The 23822-nt window shown below is 67.3% G+C and carries 25 protein-coding genes and 2 tRNA genes; 8 read left to right on the forward strand and 19 right to left on the reverse strand.

The window, feature by feature from the left end:
- Window positions 1–11 precede the first annotated feature (11 nt).
- Entirely contained in the window at window positions 12–674 is a 663-nt protein-coding gene (locus GON09_RS17600; RefSeq protein ID WP_213932908.1) for an aminodeoxychorismate/anthranilate synthase component II, read from the reverse strand.
- Between the two features lie 104 nt (window positions 675–778).
- Complete coding sequence (locus GON09_RS17605) at window positions 779–1504, reverse strand: DUF881 domain-containing protein (RefSeq protein WP_213932909.1); 726 nt, start codon at window positions 1502–1504, stop codon at window positions 779–781.
- A gap of 103 nt (window positions 1505–1607) precedes the next feature.
- On the opposite strand from GON09_RS17605, the gene crgA reads away from it, so the two are divergent.
- Window positions 1608–1871, forward strand: a complete 264-nt coding sequence (gene crgA, locus GON09_RS17610; RefSeq protein ID WP_213932910.1) for a cell division protein CrgA — start codon at window positions 1608–1610, stop codon at window positions 1869–1871.
- 105 nt (window positions 1872–1976) lie between these two features.
- Window positions 1977–2435 carry a PH domain-containing protein gene (locus GON09_RS17615; RefSeq protein WP_213932911.1) on the forward strand — a complete coding sequence of 153 codons (459 nt, stop codon included), beginning with the start codon at window positions 1977–1979 and terminating at the stop codon, window positions 2433–2435.
- Here GON09_RS17615 and GON09_RS17620 read toward each other — a convergent pair.
- Window positions 2420–3346 (reverse strand): rhomboid family intramembrane serine protease, encoded by a 927-nt coding sequence (locus GON09_RS17620; RefSeq protein WP_213932912.1) that lies wholly within the window; start codon window positions 3344–3346, stop codon window positions 2420–2422. The two genes, GON09_RS17615 and GON09_RS17620, sit on opposite strands and share 16 nt — an antisense overlap.
- 10 nt (window positions 3347–3356) lie before the next feature.
- Window positions 3357–3884: a peptidylprolyl isomerase gene (locus GON09_RS17625; RefSeq protein ID WP_213932913.1), complete on the reverse strand. Its 528-nt coding sequence runs from the start codon at window positions 3882–3884 to the stop codon at window positions 3357–3359.
- A gap of 102 nt (window positions 3885–3986) precedes the next feature.
- On the opposite strand from GON09_RS17625, the gene GON09_RS17630 reads away from it, so the two are divergent.
- Both GON09_RS17630 and GON09_RS17635 read left to right on the forward strand, forming a co-directional pair.
- Window positions 3987–4442, forward strand: a complete 456-nt coding sequence (locus GON09_RS17630; RefSeq protein WP_213932914.1) for a hypothetical protein — start codon at window positions 3987–3989, stop codon at window positions 4440–4442.
- Between the two features lie 372 nt (window positions 4443–4814).
- Complete coding sequence (locus GON09_RS17635) at window positions 4815–6770, forward strand: acyl-CoA dehydrogenase family protein (RefSeq protein WP_213932915.1); 1956 nt, start codon at window positions 4815–4817, stop codon at window positions 6768–6770.
- A gap of 72 nt (window positions 6771–6842) precedes the next feature.
- Here the strand turns inward: GON09_RS17635 and GON09_RS17640 are convergent, their stop codons facing one another.
- Window positions 6843–8135 carry a lipase family protein gene (locus GON09_RS17640; protein WP_213932916.1) on the reverse strand — a complete coding sequence of 431 codons (1293 nt, stop codon included), beginning with the start codon at window positions 8133–8135 and terminating at the stop codon, window positions 6843–6845.
- Window positions 8136–8350: 215 nt separating this feature from the next.
- On the opposite strand from GON09_RS17640, the gene GON09_RS17645 reads away from it, so the two are divergent.
- Entirely contained in the window at window positions 8351–9460 is a 1110-nt protein-coding gene (locus GON09_RS17645; RefSeq protein ID WP_213932917.1) for a hypothetical protein, read from the forward strand.
- Window positions 9461–9471: 11 nt separating this feature from the next.
- Here GON09_RS17645 and GON09_RS17650 read toward each other — a convergent pair whose 3' ends face one another.
- From GON09_RS17650 to GON09_RS17665, 4 genes are all read right to left on the reverse strand, one after another.
- Window positions 9472–10449 carry a R2-like ligand-binding oxidase gene (locus GON09_RS17650; protein ID WP_213932918.1) on the reverse strand — a complete coding sequence of 326 codons (978 nt, stop codon included), beginning with the start codon at window positions 10447–10449 and terminating at the stop codon, window positions 9472–9474.
- Between the two features lie 45 nt (window positions 10450–10494).
- Window positions 10495–11670, reverse strand: coding sequence for a Dyp-type peroxidase (locus GON09_RS17655; protein WP_213932919.1), 1176 nt, complete (start codon window positions 11668–11670; stop codon window positions 10495–10497).
- The gene (locus GON09_RS17660; RefSeq protein WP_213932920.1) at window positions 11654–12166 is read right to left on the reverse strand and encodes a copper chaperone PCu(A)C; all 513 of its coding nucleotides are present in this window, start codon (window positions 12164–12166) and stop codon (window positions 11654–11656) included. The genes GON09_RS17655 and GON09_RS17660 overlap by 17 nt, the downstream gene beginning before the upstream one ends.
- Before the next feature lie 74 nt (window positions 12167–12240).
- Entirely contained in the window at window positions 12241–12744 is a 504-nt protein-coding gene (locus GON09_RS17665; protein ID WP_213932921.1) for a hypothetical protein, read from the reverse strand.
- A gap of 144 nt (window positions 12745–12888) precedes the next feature.
- Here GON09_RS17665 and GON09_RS17670 point away from each other — a divergent pair, with 144 nt between their 5' ends.
- From GON09_RS17670 to GON09_RS17680, 3 genes are read left to right on the forward strand one after another with little or no spacing between them, the layout of a single operon-like run.
- Window positions 12889–14019, forward strand: coding sequence for an ABC transporter permease (locus GON09_RS17670; protein WP_213932922.1), 1131 nt, complete (start codon window positions 12889–12891; stop codon window positions 14017–14019).
- Window positions 14016–14696 (forward strand): ABC transporter ATP-binding protein, encoded by a 681-nt coding sequence (locus tag GON09_RS17675; protein WP_213932923.1) that lies wholly within the window; start codon window positions 14016–14018, stop codon window positions 14694–14696. Before GON09_RS17670 ends, GON09_RS17675 begins: the two co-directional genes overlap by 4 nt.
- A 31-nt stretch (window positions 14697–14727) precedes the next feature.
- Window positions 14728–15300: a TetR/AcrR family transcriptional regulator gene (locus tag GON09_RS17680; RefSeq protein ID WP_213932924.1), complete on the forward strand. Its 573-nt coding sequence runs from the start codon at window positions 14728–14730 to the stop codon at window positions 15298–15300.
- 36 nt (window positions 15301–15336) lie between these two features.
- On the opposite strand, the gene GON09_RS17685 is transcribed toward GON09_RS17680, so the two are convergent.
- From GON09_RS17685 to GON09_RS17730, 10 genes are all read right to left on the reverse strand, one after another.
- Window positions 15337–15774, reverse strand: coding sequence for a class I SAM-dependent methyltransferase (locus GON09_RS17685; RefSeq protein ID WP_213932925.1), 438 nt, complete (start codon window positions 15772–15774; stop codon window positions 15337–15339).
- A 98-nt stretch (window positions 15775–15872) separates the two neighbouring features.
- Window positions 15873–15945, reverse strand: a tRNA-Ala gene (locus tag GON09_RS17690).
- 137 nt (window positions 15946–16082) lie between these two features.
- A tRNA-Ile gene (locus GON09_RS17695) sits at window positions 16083–16156 on the reverse strand.
- Between the two features lie 75 nt (window positions 16157–16231).
- Window positions 16232–17449: a DUF3566 domain-containing protein gene (locus GON09_RS17700; protein WP_213932926.1), complete on the reverse strand. Its 1218-nt coding sequence runs from the start codon at window positions 17447–17449 to the stop codon at window positions 16232–16234.
- Entirely contained in the window at window positions 17450–19954 is a 2505-nt protein-coding gene (gene gyrA / locus GON09_RS17705) for a DNA gyrase subunit A (RefSeq protein WP_213932927.1), read from the reverse strand.
- Between the two features lie 148 nt (window positions 19955–20102).
- Window positions 20103–20936 (reverse strand): MHYT domain-containing protein, encoded by an 834-nt coding sequence (locus tag GON09_RS17710; protein WP_213932928.1) that lies wholly within the window; start codon window positions 20934–20936, stop codon window positions 20103–20105.
- A gap of 133 nt (window positions 20937–21069) precedes the next feature.
- Complete coding sequence (locus GON09_RS17715) at window positions 21070–21909, reverse strand: MHYT domain-containing protein (protein WP_213932929.1); 840 nt, start codon at window positions 21907–21909, stop codon at window positions 21070–21072.
- Window positions 21910–22058: 149 nt separating this feature from the next.
- Window positions 22059–22871 (reverse strand): MHYT domain-containing protein, encoded by an 813-nt coding sequence (locus tag GON09_RS17720; protein WP_213932930.1) that lies wholly within the window; start codon window positions 22869–22871, stop codon window positions 22059–22061.
- The gene (locus tag GON09_RS17725; protein WP_016691076.1) at window positions 22871–23425 is read right to left on the reverse strand and encodes a GTP-binding protein; all 555 of its coding nucleotides are present in this window, start codon (window positions 23423–23425) and stop codon (window positions 22871–22873) included. The genes GON09_RS17720 and GON09_RS17725 overlap by 1 nt, the downstream gene beginning before the upstream one ends.
- A 13-nt stretch (window positions 23426–23438) precedes the next feature.
- On the reverse strand, window positions 23439–23813 hold the full coding sequence (locus GON09_RS17730) for a DUF742 domain-containing protein (RefSeq protein WP_006550918.1): 375 nt from the start codon (window positions 23811–23813) through the stop codon (window positions 23439–23441).
- Between the last annotated feature and the right edge of the window lie 9 nt (window positions 23814–23822).

A 23822-nucleotide genomic window follows, 5' to 3' on the forward strand; every position in this document is an offset into this window, starting at 1 on the left:
ACAGGGCCGGCTCAGGCGGCTCCACCGTCGAGCGCCCGGGCCATCTGCGCCTCGAGCCGCGCCACGAGCGCCTCGTCGGGGGCTTCACCGCAGGCTGTGAGCCAGTTCGCGAGCATCCGATGACCGCCCTGCGTGAGCACCGACTCCGGGTGGAACTGCACACCGTGGATCGGCAGCTCGGCGTGACGCAGGGCCATGACGATCCCGGTCTCCGTATGGCCGGTCGGCTCGAGTTCGGCGGGCATCGTCTCCGGCAGCACGGTCAGCGAGTGGTAGCGGGTCGCGGTGAACGGATTCGGCAGGCCGGCGAGCACACCCGCACCGGTGTGGCGGACCAGGCTGGTCTTGCCGTGCAGCAGTTCGGGGGCGCGGTCGACGGTCGCGCCGAACGCGACGCCGATCGACTGGTGGCCGAGGCACACGCCGAGCAGCGGGGTGCCGGTGTCGGCACACGCCTTGACCAGGTCGATGCTCACCCCGGCGCGTTCGGGAGTGCCCGGGCCGGGGCTGAGCAGGATGCCGTCGTACTCGCTCGCGACCCGCGTGAGAGCACCCGGTGCGGTGAGCTGCTCGTCGTCGTTGCGCCACACGTCGGCCGTCGTTCCGAGCTGACCCAGATACTGGACCAGGTTGAAGACGAAGCTGTCGTAGTTGTCGACGACGAGAATGCGCATGGGACGAGGGTACTCAGTGCTTCGATGAGGGCGACCCGCCCGGGTGCTCCGAAGAGGGCGACCCGCCCGGTGCCCCGAAGAGGGCGACCCGCCCGGTGCCCGGCTCAGCGCGCGGACGACCCACCGGTGTAGGCGGGAACCGACAGATCGGGCGACGCCTGCTGCCCGTAGCCGAGTTGATAACGCGCCGCGTACTGCTTGTAGATGCGGATACCGGGTTCGGCGTCGAGCGCGGCCTGCAGCCGCGCCGGGTCGCCGAGCGCGGTGACGACATAGGGCGGCGAATAGGTGCGTCCGTGCAGCAGCAGCGTGTTGCCGATACAGCGAGGCGCGGAGGTCGCGACGATCCGCTGGTCCTGCATGGCGACGGCCTCGGCACCGCCTGCCCACATCGCGTTGAGCACGCTCTGCACGTCCTGCTGGTGCACCACGAGATCGTCGGGTGACGCACCGGACGGATAACGCCCGTTCGCGTCGCGTGGTGCGTCTGTGAGGGTCACGGTCACGCCCGGGCCTCGCCGGGCCACGAGACCGGCCGGGTCCTCGATCGAAGACAGGTCGTCGAGCACCGCGGCGACGTCCTCATCCGTCACCGCGGCGCGGTTCTGGAGTTCGTCGATGCGGGCGGTGAGATCGTCGCGTGTGGCGGACAGCTCGTCGGCCTTCTCCTGCGCGGCGCGGACAAGATCGGACAGTCGCGGGGAATCGCCGGCGCGCAGTTCGTCGCCGTCGGACACTCCGCGGGTGGTGCCCACCAGCAGACCGGCCACGAGGCAGACGACGAGGGTCGCGACACCCCACACGGGTGCGCGCAGTCGTCGTCCCGACACGTCGTACCTCCGATCCTGGCCTTACGTTAGCGTTATCTCAACAGGTAGCCGACCGACCACTCCATCCGTATGCGACGGGTGGAGTCGTGAGAACGAGGACATCATGCCCAAGTCGAAGGTTCGCAAGAAGGACGTCTCCGCGACCCGGACGGTGAGCCGCACACCGGTGAAGGTCAAGGCCGGGCCGTCGAGCGCGTTGTACGTGACGGTGATGCTCGGCCTGATGGTCATCGGACTGCTGTGGCTGATCGTGTACTACCTCGCGGCCGAGCAGATCACCTGGATGAACGATCTCGGTGCCTGGAACTTCCTGATCGGCTTCGGGTTCATGGTCGTCGGTCTGATCATGACGATGAGATGGCGCTGACTTCCCATCCCACGGGTTACACCGATGTTATTCATCCCCACCTGGGGATAACACTGTGCACAACCCGCTGATCGGTCCCGCACGAGGACGCTGAAGAGGACGCGAATGCACCACGACACATCGCTGCGATGGTCGACCCCGCCCGCCGCGGTCGCGGCCCTGTCGGTCGCCGGTATCGCCCTCGCCGTCACGGCGGCGGTCGCGGTTCCCGACGCGGCCGGTCGCGTGCTGGTGGGTTTCGCGGCGACGCTCGTCCTCGTGACGGTCGCGCTAGCACTGCGGCAGCGTCCGCGTCTCGAGGTGCTACCGGGAGGGGCGGGGATCGCGACGATGCGGCTGACGGGTCGTCGCGAGTTCCCACGCGCGGCCCTGCACCGCGTGCGGATCGTCGAATACCCGCGGTTCGGGCGGCGCGTGCCGATGCTCGAGATCGACACGGTCGACCCCGCGACCGGCACCGAGAGCCTGATGATCTTCGGCCGGTGGGATCTGGGCACCGACCCGAGGACCGTCCATGCGGCCCTCGCGGTGCGCGATCTGGCGCCCGATCAGACGCCCAGCTGAGCGCGTAGCCGCAGCACGGCGAGCACGATCGCGACCAGCGTCACCACGACGACGGCGACCAGCGCGATCCATCCGGTGCGCACGATGCGTTCCCGGTCGTTGCCGGCACCGAGATATTGCGGGGCGTACAACAGGGCCGCGGTCGCGGCGGCACCGGCGACGAGACCACCCAGGTGACCCCACAGCGAGATGCCCGGGATCGTGATGCTGATGATCACGTTGAGGCCGACGATGGTGAGCACGGGTGCCGGGCTCCGGCGCAGACGCAGCAGGATGACGGCCTGCGCTCCGAGCAGGCCGAAGACCGCTCCCGATGCACCGGCGGTGACCGCACCGGTTTCCATGAACAGGACCGCGGCGGATCCGCCGAGGATCGACACGAGATAGACCGAGAGGTAGCGGACGCGTCCGAGCACGAGTTCGGTGTCGCGGCCGATCACCCACAGGGCGAACATGTTGACGGCCAGGTGGACCGGGCCGAAGTGCAGGAAGCCGCTGCCGAGGATCCGGATGTATTCGTCCTGCGCGGCGATGAGGGGCGGCCACAGCGCCCAGTCGAGGAACAGGGCCGAACCCTGCTCGTTGTTCAGCACGCTCGCCGACTGCGCGGCGGTGATGCCGAAGACGAGCACGTTCAGCGCGATGAGCACGTACGTCACGATCGGCGACGGCCGATCCGAACGAACGGGCGCGCCGGCGATCGTGCGGGCACGCGGTACCGACCGTTCGGCTGCGGCGACGCAGTCCACGCAGTGCTGTCCGACCGAGGCGTCGCGCAGGCACTCGGGGCACGAGGGGCGGCCGCACCGGGAACAGGCGAGAAGGGTGGGACGGTCGGGGTGGCGAACGCACCGCGGCTGGGGCTGCGGGCCACCACCCTCGGGCACGGAGCCCCAGCCGGGGTTCGTCATGGGAACTCTCTCAGGCGATGGTGATGCTGTTGATCACGACGTCGTCGACCGGGCGGTCCGCGCGGTCGGTGGCGGTGGTGGCGATCGCGTCGACGACCTTCTTCGAGTCGGCATCGACGACCTCACCGAAGATGGTGTGGCGGCGGTTGAGATGCGGGGTCGGTCCGACGGTGATGAAGAACTGCGAGCCGTTGGTGCCCGGGCCTGCGTTCGCCATCGCGAGCAGGTAGCCGCGGTCGAACTGCAGCTCGGGGTGGAACTCGTCGCCGAACTGGTAGCCCGGCCCGCCGCGGCCGGTGCCGGTAGGGTCGCCGCCCTGGATCATGAAGCCGTCGATGACGCGGTGGAAGACCGCGCCGTCGTAGAACGGGCCGCTGGTCTCGCCCTTGGCGTTCTGGGTCTTGTACTCCTTGGTGCCCTCGGCGAGGCCGACGAAGTTCTCGACCGTCTTCGGCGCATGGTTGCCGAAGAGAGCAATCACGATGTCGCCGCGGTTCGTGTGGAGCGTGGCCGTTGCTGTCTGATGCGGTGAAGTCACTCCACCATGGTGCCATTGCCCGCCTCCCGGGCAGGACAGGCGGCGCAGGACACGCGCTCCGGTCGCGGGGGCAGGTGCCCGCCGATGTGGAAGAGTGGACTCATGAGCAAGCTGATTCATGCCGAGACCGACGACGTGTGGCTTCCCGCCTTCGTGCGTCGCCACGACGAATCCGGCAATCTCGCGGGTGCTCTCCGCGTGGCCGGCGAGGGCGCTGTCGCACTCGCGCAGGGCTCGAGTGCTGCCGGACTGTTCGCGGCCCGCAAGGGTCTGGACGTCGCGGGCGGACTGCTCACGGCAGCGCGACGCACCGCGGCCGCGCGGTGCGCCACGAAATCGGCGGCGAGGCCCGAGCGCACGGGTAGGCGGACCGGTCTCGTCATCGCGGGCGCGGTTGCCGTCGCCGCGGCCGGAGGGGTCGTGCTCTACCGGCGACGCCGGCCGGCCCACCCTCCGATCGCTCCGGAACCGCCGCGCGTGCGGCCTGTGGAGTCGCAGGAGCCGACGGCCGGCTCGAAGCCTGTCTCCCCCGAGTCCACCGACGCGTCGGGCGACTGACCACCGGACCCGGCGGAAGCATTCTCCGTTCGGCCGAATTCTCGTTCTGCCGAACGGATCTCATAGTCGACGATGACGCACGCCGCACAGTAGAGCACGCCCAGCAGAGTGAGTAGGACGGGGACGAAGGCCAGGAATTCCATGGCCACCTCCGTTCCGATCCGCGGTGAGGATCGGCGAGTGACGGGCGGGCGCGTCGTCGATGACGATTCGAGCGTAGGCGCGCCCGGAAGAGCCGGCACGTCCCGAGCGGCCTCCCCCGCAGTGATCTCGTTCACATACCCACCGCTTCATGATCGACTTACCGGAATCTGTGATAAGCGACACATCCGGGTGCATACTCACCAGTAGGCACGCGACCCGGAGGCAGTCATGGCAGACAGCGCCGATGTCCGAACCCCACAGGTCACCGAGCGGCAGGCCCGGGAAGTGGCCGAGCAGGCCCGCGAAACCGAATGGAACAAGCCGTCCTTCGCGAAGGAACTGTTCCTCGGACGTCTCACCCTCGACCTCGTCCACCCCTTCCCACGCCCGACGCCCGACGAGGACGCCCGCACCGAGGAGTTCCTCACCCGACTCCGCGCGGCGTGCCGCTCGATGGACGGCACCCGCATCGAACGCGACTCGCGGATACCCGACGAGTACGTGCGCGAACTGGCCGAACTCGGCTGCTTCGGCATGAAGATCCCCGAGGAGTACGGAGGTCTCGACCTGTCGCAGGTCGCCTACAACCGGGCCCTGACGGTCGTCGCCGGGGTGCATCCCACCATCGGTGCGCTGCTGTCGGCCCATCAGTCGATCGGTGTGCCGGAACCACTGAAACTCGCCGGCACCCCCGAACAGAAGCAACGCTTCCTGCCACGATGCGCGCGCGGCGCCATCTCGGCCTTCCTGCTCACCGAACCCGACGTCGGTTCCGACCCCGCCCGACTCGCATCCACCGCCACCCCGATCGAGGACGGGAACGCCTACGAACTCGAGGGCGTCAAGCTGTGGACGACCAACGGGGTGGTCGCGGAACTACTCGTCGTCATGGCCCGCGTCCCGAAGAGCGAGGGTCACCGCGGAGGGATCTCTGCATTCGTCGTCGAGGCGGACTCCCCCGGCATCACCGTCGAACGCCGCAACGCCTTCATGGGATTGCGCGGTATCGAGAACGGCGTGACCCGGCTGCACGCAGTGCGGGTCCCGAAGGAGAACCTCATCGGGCGCGAGGGCGACGGCCTGAAGATCGCGCTGACGACGCTCAACGCGGGCCGGCTCGCCATTCCCGCGATGTGCGCGGGTGGCGGGAAGTGGGCGTTGAAGATCGCCCGCGAATGGTCGTCGGCGCGAGTCCAGTGGGGTAAGCCCGTCGGTGAGCACGAGGCCGTCGCCGCGAAGATCTCGTTCATCGCAGCGACCACCTACGCACTCGAGTCCGTCGTGGAACTGTCGGGACAGATGAACGACGAGCAGCGCAACGACATCCGCATCGAGGCCGCCCTGGCGAAACTGTGGGCGAGCGAGATGGGGTGTCTCATCGCCGACGAACTCGTGCAGATCCGCGGGGGCCGCGGTTACGAAACCGCCGAGTCGCTCGCAGCGCGCGGTGAACGAGCCGTTCCCGCAGAACAACTCGTCCGCGACCTGCGAATCAACCGCATCTTCGAAGGGTCGAGCGAGATCATGCGTCTGCTCGTCGCCCGCGAGGCGGTCGACGCCCATCTGCGTGCCGCCGGCGAACTCGCCGACCCCGACTCGACGGGCAAGGCCAAGGCCCAGGCCGCGGTACGAGCGAGCGGATTCTACGCCCGGTGGCTACCGAAGCTTGTCGCCGGTAAAGGACAACTACCACGGACCTACAGCGAATTCGGTTCCCTGGCACCACATCTGAGATACATAGAACGCAGTTCGCGCAAGCTCGCCCGCTCGACCTTCTACGGGATGGCCCGCTGGCAGGCCGGACTCGAGAAACGGGAGAACTTCCTCGGACGGATCGTCGATATCGGAGCCGAGCTGTTCGCCGCGACCGCCGTGTGTGTACGCGCCGAACGGCAACGCGTCGACGGACATCCCGGAGCCGATGCGGCCTTCGAACTGGCCGACGCCTTCTGCCGGCAGTCGCGGCTGCGGGTGGAGAGATTGTTCGACGCCCTGTGGACGAACACCGATTCCGAGGACCGGTACACCGCGGCCGGCGTTCTCGAGGGCAGATACGAGTGGCTCGAGCGTGGTGTGCTCGATCCGAGCGAAGGCACCGGTCCGTGGATCGCACGCTGGGAACCCGGTCCGTCGTCGGAGACGAACGTCGCGCGCCGGATCATCGACACCCGCCACTCGGTATAGATCCTTCGTACGGATCCGGCCCGCACCCCGGGAGGGAGTGCGGGCCGGATCGGCCGTGAATCGATCGGAGTGTCAGAAGGTTCCGCAGTTGGACGGTGCGGGCTCACCGCGCAGTCGCGCCTCGATGTACGTGACGGAGTCGGGCAGCCCGGCGATCATGGGCACCGCGTGGTTGATGACGAAGCCGGGGAGGATGGGCGGCGTCGTGTTGGGCAGGAACTGTACTGTCGCGCCCTTGTCGCACCAGTCCAGCGCCAACTCCCGGCCCTGACCGTAGGGGACGGTGTCGTCCTGCGTGCCGTGCTGGAGCAGGACGGGCACGGACGGGGTGCGCTTGCCGATGCGCTGTTCCTCGAGGATCTTCTGGACCTGGGGAAGTCGGTCGAGCACGACGTCGAGAGGCTCACCCGTGCGGGTGTAGTCGCCGGTGCGCTGGAAGGCGAAGTTCGCGACCGTCTCCGGGACGCACTGGTTCGCCACCGCGGCGAGCATCTCCCGGCCGCGATCGCTGACCTCGGCGTCGATCTCGTCGCGCAGTTCCGGGTACGCCTCGCCCAGACCGTTGATCGTGTAACCGATCGCTCCGGTGAGCAGCGTGCCGTCGATCTGCTTCAGCGTTGCCACGAGATCGGCGGGGGGAGCACCCACATAGGCACCGACGAGGTTCAGTTCGGGGGCGTATTCGGGAGCGAGCTCGACCGCCGCGCCCGACGCGCCACCGCCCTGCGAGTATCCGAACAGGCCGATCGGGCTGTTCTCGGTCACCGAGGCGTTCTCGAGCTTCAGTGCCGCACGGACCGAGTCCAGGACGGCATGAGCCTCGGCGGCCCGGTTCACGTAGGTGTGGTGCCCGGGTGTACCGAGCCCGTCGTAGTCGGTGACGACCACGGCGATGCCGCGCAGCAGCAACGCGTTGATCGACAGCACCTCGTACTCGGTGAAGAAGTCGAGAGGCGGGTTGTAGTTCACGAGCGCCCCGAGGTTCCGCGACGGCGCGCACTGATCACCCTGACCGTGGGTACCGATGGCCAGGGCGACGAGCGGCCGGTCGCCGGAACCGTTCCACGGCGTCGACGGCTCGATGTAGGTGCCGCTCACCGCGTTGGGAGCACCCTTGGCGTCGTTGCTTCGGTACAACAGCGTGGTGCCCTGGCCGGGGAAGACCCCCTCGGCGACCGGCACGCGCAGCGCCAGATCGGACGGTGCCGTGCGCAGGATGTCGCCGGGAGCACCCGTCGGCAGCGGATCGGGCGGGAGATAGAAGTCCGTCTCGGCTCCCGCTGTCGCCGCGCTTCCGAGAAGACCACCCGCAAGGACGGTCGTCGTCACCACCGCGGCCATCCACTTCCGAGCACGCCCCACCATGTTGTTCCTCCACCTGGATCCACCGGAGCCGTGTGTCCCTCGTCACGGCGGTACGGACTGTAACACGCACTTACCGGTAAGTAAGGTCGGCACTTCCCTCCCTGTCTGCCACAATCGTTCTTCGCGCCCGAAGCGGTGCATTTGTCCGGCGCACCCGGAGCGAGTCGGGTCCTCGGCAGCAAGACGGACGAGCAGGCTCTCGAAGAAGGGAAGACATGGCGATCGGTGTCGGACTCCGGATCGGGCGAGTCGTGTCCACAGCGGTCATCGCATCCAACGAACCCGGCACTCCCGACCCCGTCGTACTCGCGCGCGACACGGTCCTGCACGTCGACCACGACGGCACCACGTCGCTCGGTAGTGTCGCGCACGGAGACGAAGCACGCACCATCGCGGGCTTCCTCACTCGGGTCGGCGACGCCTCGGGCATCACCGCCAGTGACGGCCGCATGTACCGCGCCGAGGATGCGATGGCGACCGCCATCCACTGCCTGTTGCGGGAGTGCCACCCCCTGCCGACCTTCGGCGGCATGGACAGGGACAGCGATCCCGGTTACGCCGCGACCTACCCGTCGCACTGGGATCCGAACACCGTCGCGACGCTGCGCGCGGCCCTGGACTACGCGGATCTACGGCACGTCGATCTCGTGTCGGACGCCCAGGCGGCCGCTGCGTGGTACGCATCCGAGATCTCCGAGACCCCAGGGCAACTCGTAGGTGTCTTCCATCTCGACGATGGTGGTTCGACCGTCACCCTCGTCCGCTCGGGCGAGCCCGCCGGCAAGGCCTATCGCACCCCCGCCCAGGGTGCTCCGTCTCCGGCGGCCCAACTCGCCACGGCCCTCGGATCGTTCGGCTGGATGCCGAGCAATCTCGAGGCCGTCGTCGTCATGGGCGACGGTCTCGTCGCACGCGACCGCAGCCACATCCAGGAGATCGCGAACAGTCTCGCCACGAAGCTCACGGTGCGCAGCCTCGTAGGGCCGGGCCCGGAACAGACGGCGGCACTCGGCGCCGCGATCCTCTCGGCCGGGTTCACTCCCGCCCGCGAGACCAACAAGACCCGGATCGGGCTTCCGCCCTCCTACGACGAAACCGACGTACTCACCGGCGGTCTCGCGCGGCTGCGCGAACTCGAGGAGAAACATCTCGTGGCCGAGAGCACCGCGAAGGACCGCATGGCAGCGAGGGAGAAGGCCGCACCCGTTCCGGTGCTCACCGCCGACACCGCGGACGACGAGAAGACCGGCAACACGAGAACGGTCGTCATCGGAGTGATCGCCGTCCTCGTGCTGATCGCGATCCTCGTCGGCGTACTGCTCTGATCGAACCCCGCTCAGTCCGCCGGGGTGCGGTCGGGCGCGGGAACCGCCGCGAGTGCGGCGGCGTCCTCCTCCCCGAATCGGTCCTCGAGCACGGCGGGGGTGAAATCGAGATCGATCTCCTCCAGCGGACGGCCGCGCGCGGATTCGATTGCGCCGAGCCGTCTCCGGGCTCGGTCGGCGGCGTAGGAGATGAACTCGTCGTTGTCGAGACCGTAGGGTTGTTCGTCGAACTGCTCGTTCTGCCACTGGATCATGCCGGTCGCGAGAGGAAGCAATTCCTCCATGCGCTGCAACACGACGTTCCAGTTCGAGTCGTCCGCTGCCACGTGTCGACGGCAGGTGAAGGTTCCCCAGGCCATGTGCCGGCGCTCGTCGGACCCGATGCGGCGGATGATCTCCTGCATCCCCGGCAGGATCCCGAGCTTCGTGCACACCTGTTGCCACGCGTAGTAGCCCGTGAGCGCCAGACTGCCCTCGATGACGTGGTTGTAGGTGACGCTCGCCCGGACCTGGTTGGCCGGGGAGGGATCGCGTTCGAGGACCCGGAGACATCGAGGCAGTTCCTCGTAGAACAACCGCCGGTAGTAGGGATTCTCGGCGACGAACGGGTGCAGGTCGGACGTCAGTCCTACGGTGTCCATCCAGCGACGGAAGACCTGGACGTGCTTGGCTTCCTCGTAGCAGAACTGGGTCAGGTACATCTCGTCACCCAACCGGCCCTCCGATTCCATCGCGCGGAGGAACGGAAGGATGTCCTGCGTGACGGCCTCCTCGCCGGCGACGAACAACGCGACCAGATAGGTCGAACTGCGGCGTTGTTCGGAGTTGAGCGACGCCCAGTCCTCGGCGTCATGGGAGAAGTCGATGTCCATCGGGTCCCAGTGCGCTGCGTTGCCCTTCGCGAAGAGCCGGAGCGGGAAGGCGTCCCAGTTCAGGCCGCCTTCCCGCAGCGACGCGAAACCCTGACGTATCTGTGTAATCTCGGTCACATCATCGAGGCTAGACCTCGATTCCACATACGTCGCCGTCTTGTCTCAGACACCCAGCAGTCTGTCGCCGGGATACCCCTCCGGACCGAATCCCGGTGGGACGAGGAATACCGCCGACCCGATCGGGGTGATCCACGGATTCAGCGCGTCGTGCTCGGCGAGGCGCTGCTGCACCGGGACGAACTGACGGTCCACGTCCACCTGGTAGGCGGCGAACAACAGACCGGCGCCGTCCTGGTCGTCGTAGTTGTAACCCCGTCGCAGGAACTGCTCGTCGCCGGTGCGGGGACGTGCCCGCGCAACGTGCGATTCCGGCGGGATCACCGGGATACCGAACCGATCGGTGGCCTCGAAGTCGGCGTCGTCGCCTTCCTCGGAACCCGTCAGCGGGGCTCCGTTCGACAGTCGGCGGCCGACGGCGAGTTCACGAGCGGGGCGATCCAGCTCGTCCCACGTGTCGAGTTCCATGCGAATCCGGCGCAGAACCAGCGACGTGCCACCGGCCATCCACGGCGGGTCGCCCGGATTCCACACCTGACGGTCGAAGTCCGGGCTGTGTGGAACGGGATTGACGGTGCCGTCGACCTGTCCCATGAGGTTGCGCATCGTCGTGCCGTCGGGTCGCGTGCCGGCAGCCCGCCGGAATCCGCGCTGGACCCAGCGGATCGTCGCCAGCGACCTCACGCTCTTCGTGAGCGTGCGGACGGCGTGCGAGACCGTCACCGGGTCGTCGGCGCAGACCTGTAACAGCAGGTCGCCGCCCGACCACCGTTCCTCGAGCCGGTCGATCGGGAAGGCCGGCAGCGGCTTCAGCCATGCCGGTCGCAGGTCGGTCAGCCCCGCGGCGTCGAAGACCGCGGGACCGTAGCCGACCGTGACGGTCAGACGGGCCGGGTCGACGGCGAGTTCGGGTTCGGTGTCGCCCAGCGCCGGTGTCCCAATGGTGAGCCGCCGCGAATCCTCGGCCCATACCCGCATGATCCCGACGAGACCGTCACGGTCGACACCGTCGACGAGATCCAGCGCCACGAACGACGCGAACGACTGCGCGGAGGTGTCGATACCCGCCTGGTGGGGGCCGTGGATCCCGACGGTCCGCCCGCCGATCGGCTCGGGAACGCGGGATGCGACCGCCACCCCACCGCCGACCGCGCCGAGTCCCGCCGCACCCAGTGCGGCGGCCCCGCCGCCGAGCAGAGTGCGCCTACTGAACGTGGCCACCGTGCATCGCTTCCTCGGACGGCACGTACTCCTCCTGCGCCCCGGCGAAGTCGCGGACCTGGGCGGTGAACTCCTCGGTGGAACCGTCCGCGAACTCGAGCGTGACGCTCACCGCACTGCCGGGCCGGAGGGGTTCGACGAGGTCCATGAGCATGAGGTGATCGCCGCCGGGAGCGAGAGTGTGGGTCGTGCCGGCAGGGATGACGAGCCCGTCGCCCATCTCCTGCATGACCATCGACGTTCCTTCGGCGGACACCATCTCGTGCAGTTCCGTGGATGCGGAGGACGGGCTGGAGGCGCCCACGATGTGCACGTCGCCGCTGTCGGTGTTCTCGATCTCGGCGAAGGCGCCGGTCATCCCGGTGTCGGATGCCTTCACCCAGGCATCGGAGATGACGACGGCGTCCGCCGAGGTCGTGGGGGCGGTATCGGATCCGCAGGCGGTCGCGAGCAGTGCCGTCGCGACGACTGCGGTACAGAGCAGTGTCTTCTTCATGATTCTCCGTGATCGGTGGTGGCCGTCGGGCACACCGGACGAACGGTCGCCGACGACGGCGACCGACAGGGGACCTATCGGAGAACTGCGGGCGGCCCGCGGGATCCCACTCCACCGACGAGCCGGACTCCCGGACCCACGCGGGGACGGTCGGTGATGCGGATGGATTCCGCGACGGTCACGGGCAGCGCGCGGAACAGCGCGGGGATCATCCGGCACAGAGCCGTGAGGGCGACCTCGCAGCTCCTCTCTGCGCCCCGGACGAGCAGGGCTGCCACTGCGACGGCCACGGCGTGTGCGACGAGCATCCCGGGTGCCGGGGTGTGCAGGTGACCGTCGTGCAGTCCGAGCACGAGGTGTCCTGCAATCTGGCCGAGGACGAGGAGCAGCGGCACCGGGAGCCGGGTCTCCGCGGCGAGCATCCCTGAGGCGACCGCGAGCCCGGCGAGGAAGACCAGAGCGTCCTGCTGCGGCACGGCACCGCCGGCAACTGCGTGCGCGGCGATGCTCAGGGTTGCCGAGAGTCCGCACACGAAGACCGCGCGTACGCGCCTCACGGTCTCCACATCGACGGCCATGTGGCCAGAATACTTCCCTCACCTGCGATTACTACTCGATGTAGTAACCATCACCAAAGATAACGACAGCGCGTCGGTAAGATATCGACGTGCCGTCGAAAAGATCGAGGGCACATGTCCGGTCCAGCCCACGAAGGACTCCACATGTTTCTTGCCATGCGCGAACTGTGGTTCGCGCGCACCCGCTTCCTGTTGATGGGCGCCGTCGTCGCGCTCATCTCGATCCTCATGGTGATCCTGTCCGGCCTGTCGTCCGGTCTCGTCGTCGACGGCGTCTCCGCACTGCAGCGCACACCGGTCCAGGCATTCGCCTTCGCCGAAGGAACCAAGACCGACTCCGCGTTCTCCCGGTCCGTGGTCACGGAAGACCAGGCAGACACCTGGCGTGCCCGCCCGGACGTCGCTCGAGCCGAACTGTTCGGCAACACCATCGTCAACGCGAAGACCGACGGAGGGGTCCCCGTCGACCTCACGCTCTTCGGCATCCGGCCAGGCTCGTTCCTCGAACCCTCGGTCGCCGAAGGTGCACCGCTCGGCGGTGACACCGATGTCGTCCTCAGCGACAGCGCCCGCGACACCGGCGTCGAACTCGGCGACACGATCGTCGTCGATCGTCTCGGTACCCGGCTGAACGTCGTCGGGTTCACCTCGGACAAGCGCACCTTCGGTCACGTCGACGTCGCCTACCTGCCGCTGAACACCTGGCAGGAAATCCACGCCGGGGTCCGCCTCGGTGAGCAGGTCCCTCCGAGCGCGTACACCGAAGCCAGCGTGGTCGCGATCGAGGGTGTGGACGGAGCACTGCCCGACCTCGCCGCCGGCGACGCGGAGGCCGGCACAGCGTCGAAGACCCTGGAGGAATCGTTCGACTCCTCCCCCGGCTACAGCGCCGAGATGATGACGATGTCGATGATCACCGCCTTCCTCTACGCGATCTCAGCCCTCGTCGTGGGAGCGTTCTTCACGATCTGGACCGTGCAGCGCAGCCGTGAGATCGCCGTCCTCCGAGCCATGGGTGCCTCCACCGGATTCCTCCTGCGCGACGCCCTCCTGCAGGCCGTGATCGTGCTCGTCGGCTCGGTCGCCTTCGGTGTGCTCGTCGGTCTCGGCCTCGGGTCGGGTCTCGAGGGCAGCGGCATGCCGTTCGTTCTCGAATCCGGCCCCATCCTTCAAGGTGCCGTCCTGCTCGTCGTCCTCGGCCTGCTCGGCGCCGCCCTTGCCGTGGTCCGCATCGTCCGTGTCGATCCGCTCGCCGCCCTGGGAGAGAACAGATGACCGTCACCACCTCCACCGGTCTTGCACTGTCCGACGTCTGCCTGTCCTTCGGCGACGGCGACAGCACGGTCCGCGCCCTCGATCACGTCGACCTGGACGTCGGGTCGGGTGAACTCGTCGCCATCGTCGGGCCGTCCGGTGCCGGCAAGTCGAGTCTGCTGGCGGTCGCCGGTAGCCTCAGCCGACCCACGTCCGGCACGGTGAGCGTCGACGGCATCGACGTGACCGCGCTCGACCCGCGGGCGACGGCGAAGCTGCGCCGGGAACGGGTCGGCTTCGTGTTCCAGTCCGGCAACCTCCTCCCCGCACTGACCGCACGCGATCAGCTGCTCCTCGTCGAGAAGATCGCTGGACGCCCCGGACGGAACCCCGACGAGCTGCTCGCCTCGGTGGGCATGGAACACCGCGCCCACCGGCGGCCCGGGCAGCTCTCGGGCGGTGAGCGTCAACGTGTCGGCATCGCGCGGGCCCTGATGGCCGAACCGTCGTTGTTGCTCGTCGACGAACCCACCGCCGCACTCGATCGGAAACGCAGCCACGAGATCGTCGAGCTGCTGGCACGGGAAACCCATACCAGTGGAGTGGCTACGATCGTGGTCACCCATGACCACGACATCCTGCGGCACTGCGACCGCGTGCTCGAGATGGTCGACGGAAGACTTCGACCGCACGACTGAACGGTCGACAGCTGAACGAGGAGGGCCGGCGGTGCCGAAGATTTCCGCAGCGACGGTCGCGGAGCATCGTGCCGCGCAGCGTCGTGCCCTCCTCGACGCGGCGCTCGAACTCCTCGCCGAGAAACCGGAGCAGGCACCCTCGCTCGGCGATGTCGCCCGTCGTGCGGGTCTGGCCCGGTCGAGCGTCTACAACTACTTCGATTCGCGCGACGACCTGCTGCACGCGGTCGTCGTCGACATGTTCCCTCGCTGGAACACGCGCGTGGTCGAGGCGATGGATAAGGTGTCCGATCCGGCGGAGCGGGTGCTGACGTACATCGATGTCAATCTGCAGCTCGTCGCCGAGGGCGAGCACGCGATCGTCGGTGCGCTCGCCACCTTCACGCCTCAGGCGTTCAGCGACGAGAGCATGCACGCCATGCATCAGGACTTGGTCCTCCCCCTCGTCGAAGCGCTGCAGGCCCTCGGAGTCGCGGATCCCGAACTCGATGCCGAGCTCGTCACCGCGCTCGTGCACAAGGGAACGGAACTGATCGAGGCCGGTCGTGGACTCGACGACGTACGCGTCTCGATCCGGCGGGTTCTCACCATCGCACTGGCCTGATGTTTCACGTGAAACGGCGCACCGGTTAGGGACCGTTCACGATCCCCTCGGGATCGGAAGTTCCCTCAGTGGATCACCCCCGTCGACGAACAGGCGCGCATCCGGACGCGTCGCAGCAGCTATCCGCTCCAGAGCCGCCCTGCCCGCAGAGGGATGCCGACCGTCCAGCGCACCGACCCGGACCGCGAAGACGAGATCGAACGGCGCCTCGTCGTCGGCCGGGACGAAATCCTCCACGGCGACACAGCGCGCACGCAACCGGCCCGCAGCGATCAGAGCTCCCGACGACGAGGTCAACCGGTCGATCGCCGCCCGGGACCGGTCGATGGCGAGGATGTGCCCGGTGGTCAACCGGTCGGCGATCGCACGCGCTGCAGCCCCGGGTCCACAGCCGATCTCCAGCACCCTCAGGTGCGGCTCCAGAGGTAGGGCAGCGACGATCTCGGCGAGTCGCGGCGAGAGGCGGGAAGTCACCCTTCGAGTGTGGAATGTGGGCACACGGGCCGGGGCAGCAAAAGAGAAAGGGCGCTTCCGAAAGATCGGAAACGCCCTTACCTGTATTCATGTGATTGTGGAGCCTAGGAGATTCGAACTCCTGACATCTGCCTTGCAAAGGCAGCGCTCTACCAACTGAGCTAAGGCCCCGTCCGCCGCTTCAGCGACTGGGAACCACGTGCCATTCGTCTTCGCTCCGAAGCATGCGAGCGATTCCGAGAACGATCAGAATCCCGGTTCCCACGAGCGCGAGAACCTTCATTCCGATCATCCTTCCGGCACGGGAGTGGGCCTAGGAGGACTTGAACCTCCGACCTCTTCGTTATCAGCGAAGCGCTCTAACCGCCTGAGCTATAGGCCCTCGAACCGAGATGGAACACTACCCCACCGGGGCCGCCGGAAACAAATCGCCTCGGCGGGGCAGCGTTCCTGCAGGTCAATCCGGGTCGGCGAGGGTCGCCTGAACACCACCGACGAGATCGGTGCAGAGGTTGTAGATGAACGCGCCGAGGGTCGCGAGAGCCGTCAGCAGCACCGTGTTGGCGATGCCGATGATCGTCGCGTAGCCGAACACCTGGCCGGCCGAGACGAGCGCACCACTACCGGAGTCGGAGACGATGTCGGTGAACGCACTGTTGAGGCGTTCCCACACCCCCATACCGGCCAGCACGCCGTAGAGCAGGCCCACCGCGATCATCCATACGAAGAACAGCGACACCGAGATCACCGACGAGATCTTCAGCATCGACCACGGGTCGATACGGCGGATCTGGACGGTGGCCCGCAGCGGTCCGGTAGCAGGGATCGCCGTGGGAACCGCAGTCGTGGCGGCGGTCGCGCTCACCTGAGGGGTCTCCCCCGTGCTCGGCGAGCCGGACGACGGATGTTTCACGGCGGACAGATCCGGCAGATCCTTGGCGAGATCCTTGCGCTCGATGTGCCGGGTAGGGCCGTCGATGACCGCCGACTTCGCCTTCACCGCGGCAGCCCGATCCGCCTTCGCCGCGGCGACCCGGTCGGCCGCCGCGCGAGCGGCGTCTCCAGTACCGGCCGGGCGAGCCCCTCCGGTGGCCTTGGGAGCGGCCGTACCCGTCACGACGGGACGCGTCGACGGATTCGTACCGCCGGCCGCAGCGCCCTTACCCGCCGACGCAGCGGGACGCTGAGACGATCCGCCCTGTTCGGAGAGGCCGGGGCCGACACCGGGAACGTTCGTCTGCGGAGCGTTCTGCGGGGCACCCGACTGCGCCGAGGCCGTTCCCCGCTGCCAGGGAGGGGTCGGGCCGCCGGAGCGAGGCATCTGCCCTGTGCGCCCCTGACCGTCGGCCGCGGATGCACCACCGGACTTCGGGGCGTCGCCCTGAACAGACTTCTCCGGGGCCGCATTCGACGGCGCCTCGGCGGCCTTCTGCGCGGGTGCCGCATCTGCCGGGGGACGCGGCTGCGCCGGCGCTTCCGCTGTCGGACCGGACGAGCCCTGCGCCGGTACCCCGGTTGTCTGAGACGGGCGATTCCCCGGCGCCGGTTTCTGCTCCGGTGCCGGGCCCCGCTGCTCGCCCGGCTTCTCGGGCTTCACCTCGTTCTCTGTACGGTCCTCCGGCTTCCGACCGGGTTGCCCGCGATCGGCCCCGTTCGGTCCCTGGGGAGTGCTCACTTACGACTCCTTAGCTCCGGCTGCGTCGGCTTCGTCCGGCTCGTCGGCGTTGCGCGCGATCGCGAGCAATGTATCGCCCTCGGCCAGATTCATGAGCCGCACGCCCTTGGTCTGACGGCCTGCCTTGCGCACCTGCTTCGCCGCAGTACGGATGACACCGCCGCTCGAGGTGATGGCGTACAACTCGTCGTCGTCCTCGACGATGCGTGCGCCGACAAGGGTGCCACGTTTCCGGTCGTACTGGATCGTCAGGACGCCCTTACCGCCGCGACCCTGCACCGGGTAGTCCTCCATCGCGGTGCGCTTCGCGTAACCGCCGGAGGTTGCGACCAACAGATAAGTGCCTTCCTTGACGACGTTGAGCGAGAGCAACTTGTCGTCACCGTTGAACCGCATGCCCTGCACACCGGACGTCGCACGGCCCATCGGGCGGAGCGCCTCGTCGGTGGCCGAGAAGCGGATCGACTGGCCCTGCTCCGACACGAGCAGCAGGTCGTCGTCGGCGGAGCACAGCACGGCGCCCACCATCTCGTCGTCACCGCGCAGGTTGATCGCGACGATGCCACCCGAACGGTTGGAGTCGAAGTCCGACAGGCGCGACTTCTTCACCAGACCGTTGCGGGTCGCGAGCACCAGGTAGGGCGCGTCCTCGTAGGTCTTGAGACGAATGACGCCCTGGATGCGCTCGTCGGGCTGGAACGCCAGCAGGTTTGCGACGTGCTGACCACGCGCCGTGCGGTTGGTCTCGGGCAGCTCGTACGCCTTGGCCCGGTACACCCGGCCCTTGGTCGTGAAGAACAGCAGCCAGTCGTGGGTGGACGTCACGAAGAAGTGCTTGACGATGTCGTCCTGCTTGAGCTCGGCGCCCCTGACGCCCTTACCGCCGCGCTTCTGCGAACGATAGAGGTCGGTGCGCGTGCGCTTGGCGTAGCCGGTCTCGGTGATGGTGACGACGACGTCCTCGCGTGCGATGAGATCCTCGTCGTTGACGTCACCGTCGGCTGCGACCAGCCGCGTACGACGATCATCGCCGTACTTGTCGACGATCTCCTTCAGCTCGTCGCGGACGATCGCGCGCTGCCGCTCGGGCTTGGCGAGGATGTCCTTGTAGTCCTCGATCTCGCGCTCGATCTCGGCGAGGTCGTCGACGATCTTCTGCCGCTCGAGAGCGGCGAGGCGACGGAGCTGCATCGCAAGGATCGCGTCGGCCTGGATCTCGTCGACGTCGAGCAGGCGCATGAGGCCTTCACGAGCGATGTCGACGGTCTCGGACGCACGGATCATTGCGATGACCTCGTCGAGCGCGTCCAAGGCCTTGACGAGGCCACGCAGGATGTGGGCGCGTTCCTCGGCCTTGCGCAGCAGGTAGCGGGTGCGCCGGACGATGACTTCGACCTGGTGGTTGACGTACAACCGGATCATCTGGTCGAGGCGCAGCGTGCGCGGCACCCCGTCGACGATCGACAGCATGTTGCAGCCGAAGCTGGTCTGCAGCTGCGTGTGCTTGTACAGGTTGTTGAGGACGACCTTTGCGACGGCGTCGCGACGCACCGTGACGACGATGCGCATACCCACACGATCCGAGGACTCGTCGTGAATGTCGGAGATGCCGGCGATCTTGCCATCCCTGACCTGCTCGGCGATCGAGGTGATCAGGTTGTCCGGGTTGACCATGTACGGCAACTCGGTGATCACGATGGTGTTGCGGCCCTTGGCGTCCTCTTCGATCTCGACGACGCCGCGCATCTTCACCGAGCCACGACCGGTCGTGTACGCGTCGTGGATGCCCTGGCTGCCGGTGATGAGGCCGGCGGTCGGGAAGTCCGGTCCCTTGATCCGTTCCATCACGGCCGCAAGCGTGGTCTCTTCGTCGGCCTCGAAGTTCTCGAGCGCCCAGTAGATCGCCTCGGCGACTTCACGAAGGTTGTGCGGCGGAATGTTGGTGGCCATACCCACCGCAATGCCACCCGAACCGTTGATCAACAGGTTGGGGATACGGCTGGGGAGAACCGTGGGTTCCTGCGTGCGGCCGTCGTAGTTCGGCTGGAAATCGACCGTCTCGTGGTCGATCTCCCGCAGCATCTCCATCGCGAGCGGCGTGAGTCGGCACTCGGTGTACCGCATGGCGGCCGCGCCGTCGTTGCCGCGGGAACCGAAGTTGCCCTGGCCGTCGACAAGCGGATAACGCATCGACCACGGCTGGGCCAGTCGCACCAGCGTGTCGTAGATCGACGCGTCGCCGTGCGGGTGGTAGTTGCCCATGGTCTCGGCGACCGCGCGCGCCGACTTCACATACCCGCGATCGGGGCGGAAGCCGTTGTCGAACATCGCGTAGAGCACGCGACGGTGCACCGGTTTGAGACCGTCACGCACGTCGGGCAGAGCACGGCCCACGATCACGCTCATCGCGTAATCGATGTAGCTGCTCTGCATCTCCTGCTGGATGTCGACGGGCTCGATGCGGTCGTGCCCCGGCCCCTCCGGAGGCAACGTGGTGTCGGTCATGAGCTCCTTCTTCTACTCGGCTCGCACGCCCGGCTCCGGCCTTCGGCCCGACGGACGTCTCGCAACCACACGAGTCTATAGGTGCAGGTCAGCTGGTGCCGAGAAGGACAGGCACTTCACATGCCGAGATCTGTCCGGAACCGAGCTCTCACATGTGGGATCCGGTGACGGGGTCGCGGTCCACCTGCCGTTCCACCTCCGACGCCCACTGCTCGAGCCGGGCGTCGCGCACGGCGTCCTCCGGGTCGGAGGCGAGCAGCAGCGCTGTGATCGGCACGGCCAGGACGATGATGCCGAGAACGAACGCCGGGAAGAGCAGCGACATCACGGTCATGCCTTCCGGCGCGGGCATGCTCGGATCGAGAGTGACACGCACACCGGCCATCCCGGTGTAGTGCAACGCCGTGACAGCGCAGCCCATGACGAAGGCGGCGACCAATCGAATCTCGAGGCGCCGGGCTCGGCGGGCCAGTGCGAGCGCGACCGTGGACGCGACGACACCGATGATCACCGACGCGACGACGAAGCCGATCTCGTGCTCGATCGTGCCGCGGATCCGGATGGCGAACATCCCGCTGTAGTGCATCAAGCTCACGGCAGCACCCATCAGCAGACCGCCGACGAGCAGCCGCACCGATTCCGGCACGCGACGGGTACTGACGGCGTGCACGTCGGCGATCCTCAACCCCACGAGAGTCGCGATCACGGCGAGCACAACCGAGAAGACGGTCGGTGCCAGTTCGTAGCGGATGGCCGTGCCCGGTACGGAGAAACCCATCATGCCGATGAAGTGCATCAGCCAGATACCCACGCCCCCGATGGACAAGGACGCCATGACGAGCCACCAGTTACCGCTGCGCCGAGGCTCCTCGAGGGACCGGCGGACACAGGACAGTCCGACGAACGACCCCATCACTGCGGTGGCATAGGACAGGAAGAAGACCCACAATCCCATCGAGAAGTGGTGCACGTCGTGCGACACGAAACGTCCTCGCTACGGCACGCTGTCACCACCGCGCTCGGAGGGCGCGCGCCACGACCTACCCGATGCGAGCTGCACCCCGACTGTCAAGCAGCGTAAGAGACCTTATCGCACTGTGGGCGTTCACATCACATCAACGTTCCACACGTCGTTCGTCGGGACCGGACATAACATCGGGGTCGTTCTCACCCAGCCAGGTCGCCACTTCTCGTTCCTGCTCGAGATCCTGGGTGCTCGCCGACGCCATCAGAGCGACGACCGGGACAGCGAGCAGCGCGACACCGATGATGAATCCGGGGAACAGCAGAGTCATGATGGTCATCCCCTCCGGGTTCGGAGCGGACGGATCGACCGTCACCGCGATCCCGGCCATACCCGTGTAGTGCAACGCCACGACAGCACATCCCATGACCGCAGCGGCAGGGATCCGTACGGCGGGCCGTTCCGCGACCCGCGACAGCCACAGCGCCACGACCGACGCGACGACACCGATGACCACGGACGCTGCGACGTACGACCGCCCCTGCTCGAGTTCGCCCTGGACCCGCACCGCGGCCATGCCGCTGTAGTGCATGCCGGCGACGGCGAACCCCATGATCACTCCGCCGATGAGAATCCGCACGTCGGACGGCATTGCGCGGAGCCACTGCACGTCGGTGTCGACGATCCGCAAGCCGAACAGGGTGGCCGCGACGGCGAGCACGACCGACAGCAGTGTCAGTCCGAGGTCGTAGCGGATGGTGGAACCGGGTACATCGAATCCCATCATCCCGATGAAGTGCATCAACCAGATCCCGACACCCCCGATGGACAGGGCTGCCATGAGCGTCCATCGGGTTCGGGCGACCGATGTCCACGCGTTCGCGGCTTTGCGCGCGCAGGACAGACCGGCATAACACCCGACCACGGACGTAATGTAGGCGAGGGCGAAAACCCATGCACCCATGGAAAAATGGTGAACCTCGTGCGACATGTTGCCCCCCCCAGAAGAGCGGCACGCACGACGCATCGGTTCGTGTCGTGCCGAGTAGACCGACAGCGACCCCCGACGCTGCGCAGCAGCCTACTCCACTCTCCCGGTTTCAACCAGATATGTTGGTCGACAACATTTTCGGACGATTCTTAGACGACCCGCCCGTCGGCGGGTTCCACCGGGCCGTCCGCCGCCCATCGCTCGGACTCCGCTTCCAGTTCCGCCGCAACACGATCCGGCGCCTGGAGCACCAGCACGATGGGAACGGCCAGCAACAGCAGACCGACGACGAAGAGCGGGAACAGAATCGAGAAGACCTCGATCCCACCGGAGACCACCACCGCGGGATCGATCTCCACACGCACCGACGCGGCGGCGAGGAAGTGCACGGCGACCACGGCAGCACCGGCCAACGCACTGCTGAGCAGGCGTTTGGGCCAGGTGTCCGCGGTCTTCACCTGCGCCAGGAAGCCCACGGCGGTCACGACCGCCAACGCCACCGCCGCGGCGACCCAGACGACATCGAACGCGAGCGAACCCTGGATCCGCACCGCGACAAGGATCGTGAACGGCACGCCCGCCAGGCCGACGCCCAGCACGAGAGCACCCGTGACCGTCCGGCCGAGGACGGTCGCGCCGTCGCCGGGGATCGCGACGAGCAAGGCCACATACACCGACACCACCGCGACGAGCATCGAGAACACGATGGTGACGGTGTCGTACCGCACCACGCTGTCGTCGATGTTGAAGCCCGCCATCGGCAGGAACATGGCGAGCCAGACGCCCACGCCGCCGCTCACCAACGCCGCGAGAATCATCCAGTACGAACGCGATCGATCACTGGAGGTGGTGCGGACACGCCGAGCACCGGTGACTCCGACGAACACCCCGATCGCCGAGGTCAGATAGGCGAGGACCGTGACCCACGACCCCATCGTGAAGAGTTCGAGGCCCTCCCCCATTACTGGGTCACCGGCTGGTGCAGCTTCCGCAGGGCGTATTCGGTGACGGTGACCAGCGCCTGCTTCGCCGATTCCCGTGCTCGGGCGTCGATGGAGACGATCGGCACGTCCGCCGAGATCGCCATCGCCTGCCGGATGTCCTCGAGCGGGTACCGGGGAGCATCGTCGAATTCGTTGATGGCGACGATGAACGGGAGATTGCGTGCCTCGAAGAAGTCGACGGCGGCGAAGCTCTCGTCCAGGCGACGCGTATCGATCAGCACGATGGCACCGATGGCACCACGAATGAGGTCGTCCCACATGAACCAGAAGCGGTGCTGTCCGGGAGTGCCGAACAGGTAGAGGACGAGATCGTCGGCCAGACTGATACGACCGAAGTCCATGGCAACCGTAGTAGTTGCCTTCTGCGGTGTCGCAGAGAGGTTGTCGACGCCGTCGCTGGCGTTCGTCACGAGCGCCTCGGTACGAAGCGGCACGATTTCCGACACCGCCCCGACCAGAGTCGTCTTACCGACGCCGAAGCCTCCGGCGATGACGATCTTGGTCGAGGTCACGCGCTTCGTGGCGTTAGAGTTCGCGAAGTCCACTGAGGACCCTTTCAATCAGCTCACGACGCTCCGCGTCGCTCGAATCGTCTTTCAGCGTGGCCAGGATCTGTACGTGTCCGGCTTCGACGAGATCGGCGACGAGCACGCGTGCCACGCCGATCGGCACCCCGACGCGCGCGGCGATCTCCGCGACGGAGGGTGATTCCTTGCACAGCTCCAGGATCGTGGCGTTGATGTTGTCCAGATCCCGAGACCGATCGTCGGTACCCGGAATGGCCTGGATGAGCGCCTCCAACGCCAATTCGACCGCAGGACTCGTACGTCCCGAAGTCAGGGAGTAGGGCCGGACCAGACTGGGCTGATCCGGCACCGACTCCGGCTTCCGCGATTCCATGGCCACCTC

Origin of the sequence: Rhodococcus sp. B50, assembly GCF_013602415.1 — a bacterium.
Classification (GTDB): Bacteria; Actinomycetota; Actinomycetes; order Mycobacteriales; family Mycobacteriaceae; genus Rhodococcus.

What these genes read in the sequence shown, in the direction of transcription:
- GON09_RS17600 (WP_213932908.1), bottom strand. Translation starts at nt 674, where the DNA reads ATGCGCATTCTCGTCGTCGACAACTACGACAGCTTCGTCTTCAACCTG.
- crgA (WP_213932910.1), top strand. Translation starts at nt 1,608, where the DNA reads ATGCCCAAGTCGAAGGTTCGCAAGAAGGACGTCTCCGCGACCCGGACG.
- GON09_RS17615 (WP_213932911.1), top strand. Translation starts at nt 1,977, where the DNA reads ATGCACCACGACACATCGCTGCGATGGTCGACCCCGCCCGCCGCGGTC.
- GON09_RS17620 (WP_213932912.1), bottom strand. Translation starts at nt 3,346, where the DNA reads ATGACGAACCCCGGCTGGGGCTCCGTGCCCGAGGGTGGTGGCCCGCAG.
- GON09_RS17630 (WP_213932914.1), top strand. Translation starts at nt 3,987, where the DNA reads ATGAGCAAGCTGATTCATGCCGAGACCGACGACGTGTGGCTTCCCGCC.
- GON09_RS17635 (WP_213932915.1), top strand. Translation starts at nt 4,815, where the DNA reads ATGGCAGACAGCGCCGATGTCCGAACCCCACAGGTCACCGAGCGGCAG.
- GON09_RS17640 (WP_213932916.1), bottom strand. Translation starts at nt 8,135, where the DNA reads ATGGTGGGGCGTGCTCGGAAGTGGATGGCCGCGGTGGTGACGACGACC.
- GON09_RS17645 (WP_213932917.1), top strand. Translation starts at nt 8,351, where the DNA reads ATGGCGATCGGTGTCGGACTCCGGATCGGGCGAGTCGTGTCCACAGCG.
- GON09_RS17660 (WP_213932920.1), bottom strand. Translation starts at nt 12,166, where the DNA reads ATGAAGAAGACACTGCTCTGTACCGCAGTCGTCGCGACGGCACTGCTC.
- GON09_RS17665 (WP_213932921.1), bottom strand. Translation starts at nt 12,744, where the DNA reads ATGGCCGTCGATGTGGAGACCGTGAGGCGCGTACGCGCGGTCTTCGTG.
- GON09_RS17670 (WP_213932922.1), top strand. Translation starts at nt 12,889, where the DNA reads ATGTTTCTTGCCATGCGCGAACTGTGGTTCGCGCGCACCCGCTTCCTG.
- GON09_RS17675 (WP_213932923.1), top strand. Translation starts at nt 14,016, where the DNA reads ATGACCGTCACCACCTCCACCGGTCTTGCACTGTCCGACGTCTGCCTG.
- gyrA (WP_213932927.1), bottom strand. Translation starts at nt 19,954, where the DNA reads ATGACCGACACCACGTTGCCTCCGGAGGGGCCGGGGCACGACCGCATC.
- GON09_RS17715 (WP_213932929.1), bottom strand. Translation starts at nt 21,909, where the DNA reads ATGTCGCACGAGGTTCACCATTTTTCCATGGGTGCATGGGTTTTCGCC.
- GON09_RS17720 (WP_213932930.1), bottom strand. Translation starts at nt 22,871, where the DNA reads ATGGGGGAGGGCCTCGAACTCTTCACGATGGGGTCGTGGGTCACGGTC.
- GON09_RS17730 (WP_006550918.1), bottom strand. Translation starts at nt 23,813, where the DNA reads ATGGAATCGCGGAAGCCGGAGTCGGTGCCGGATCAGCCCAGTCTGGTC.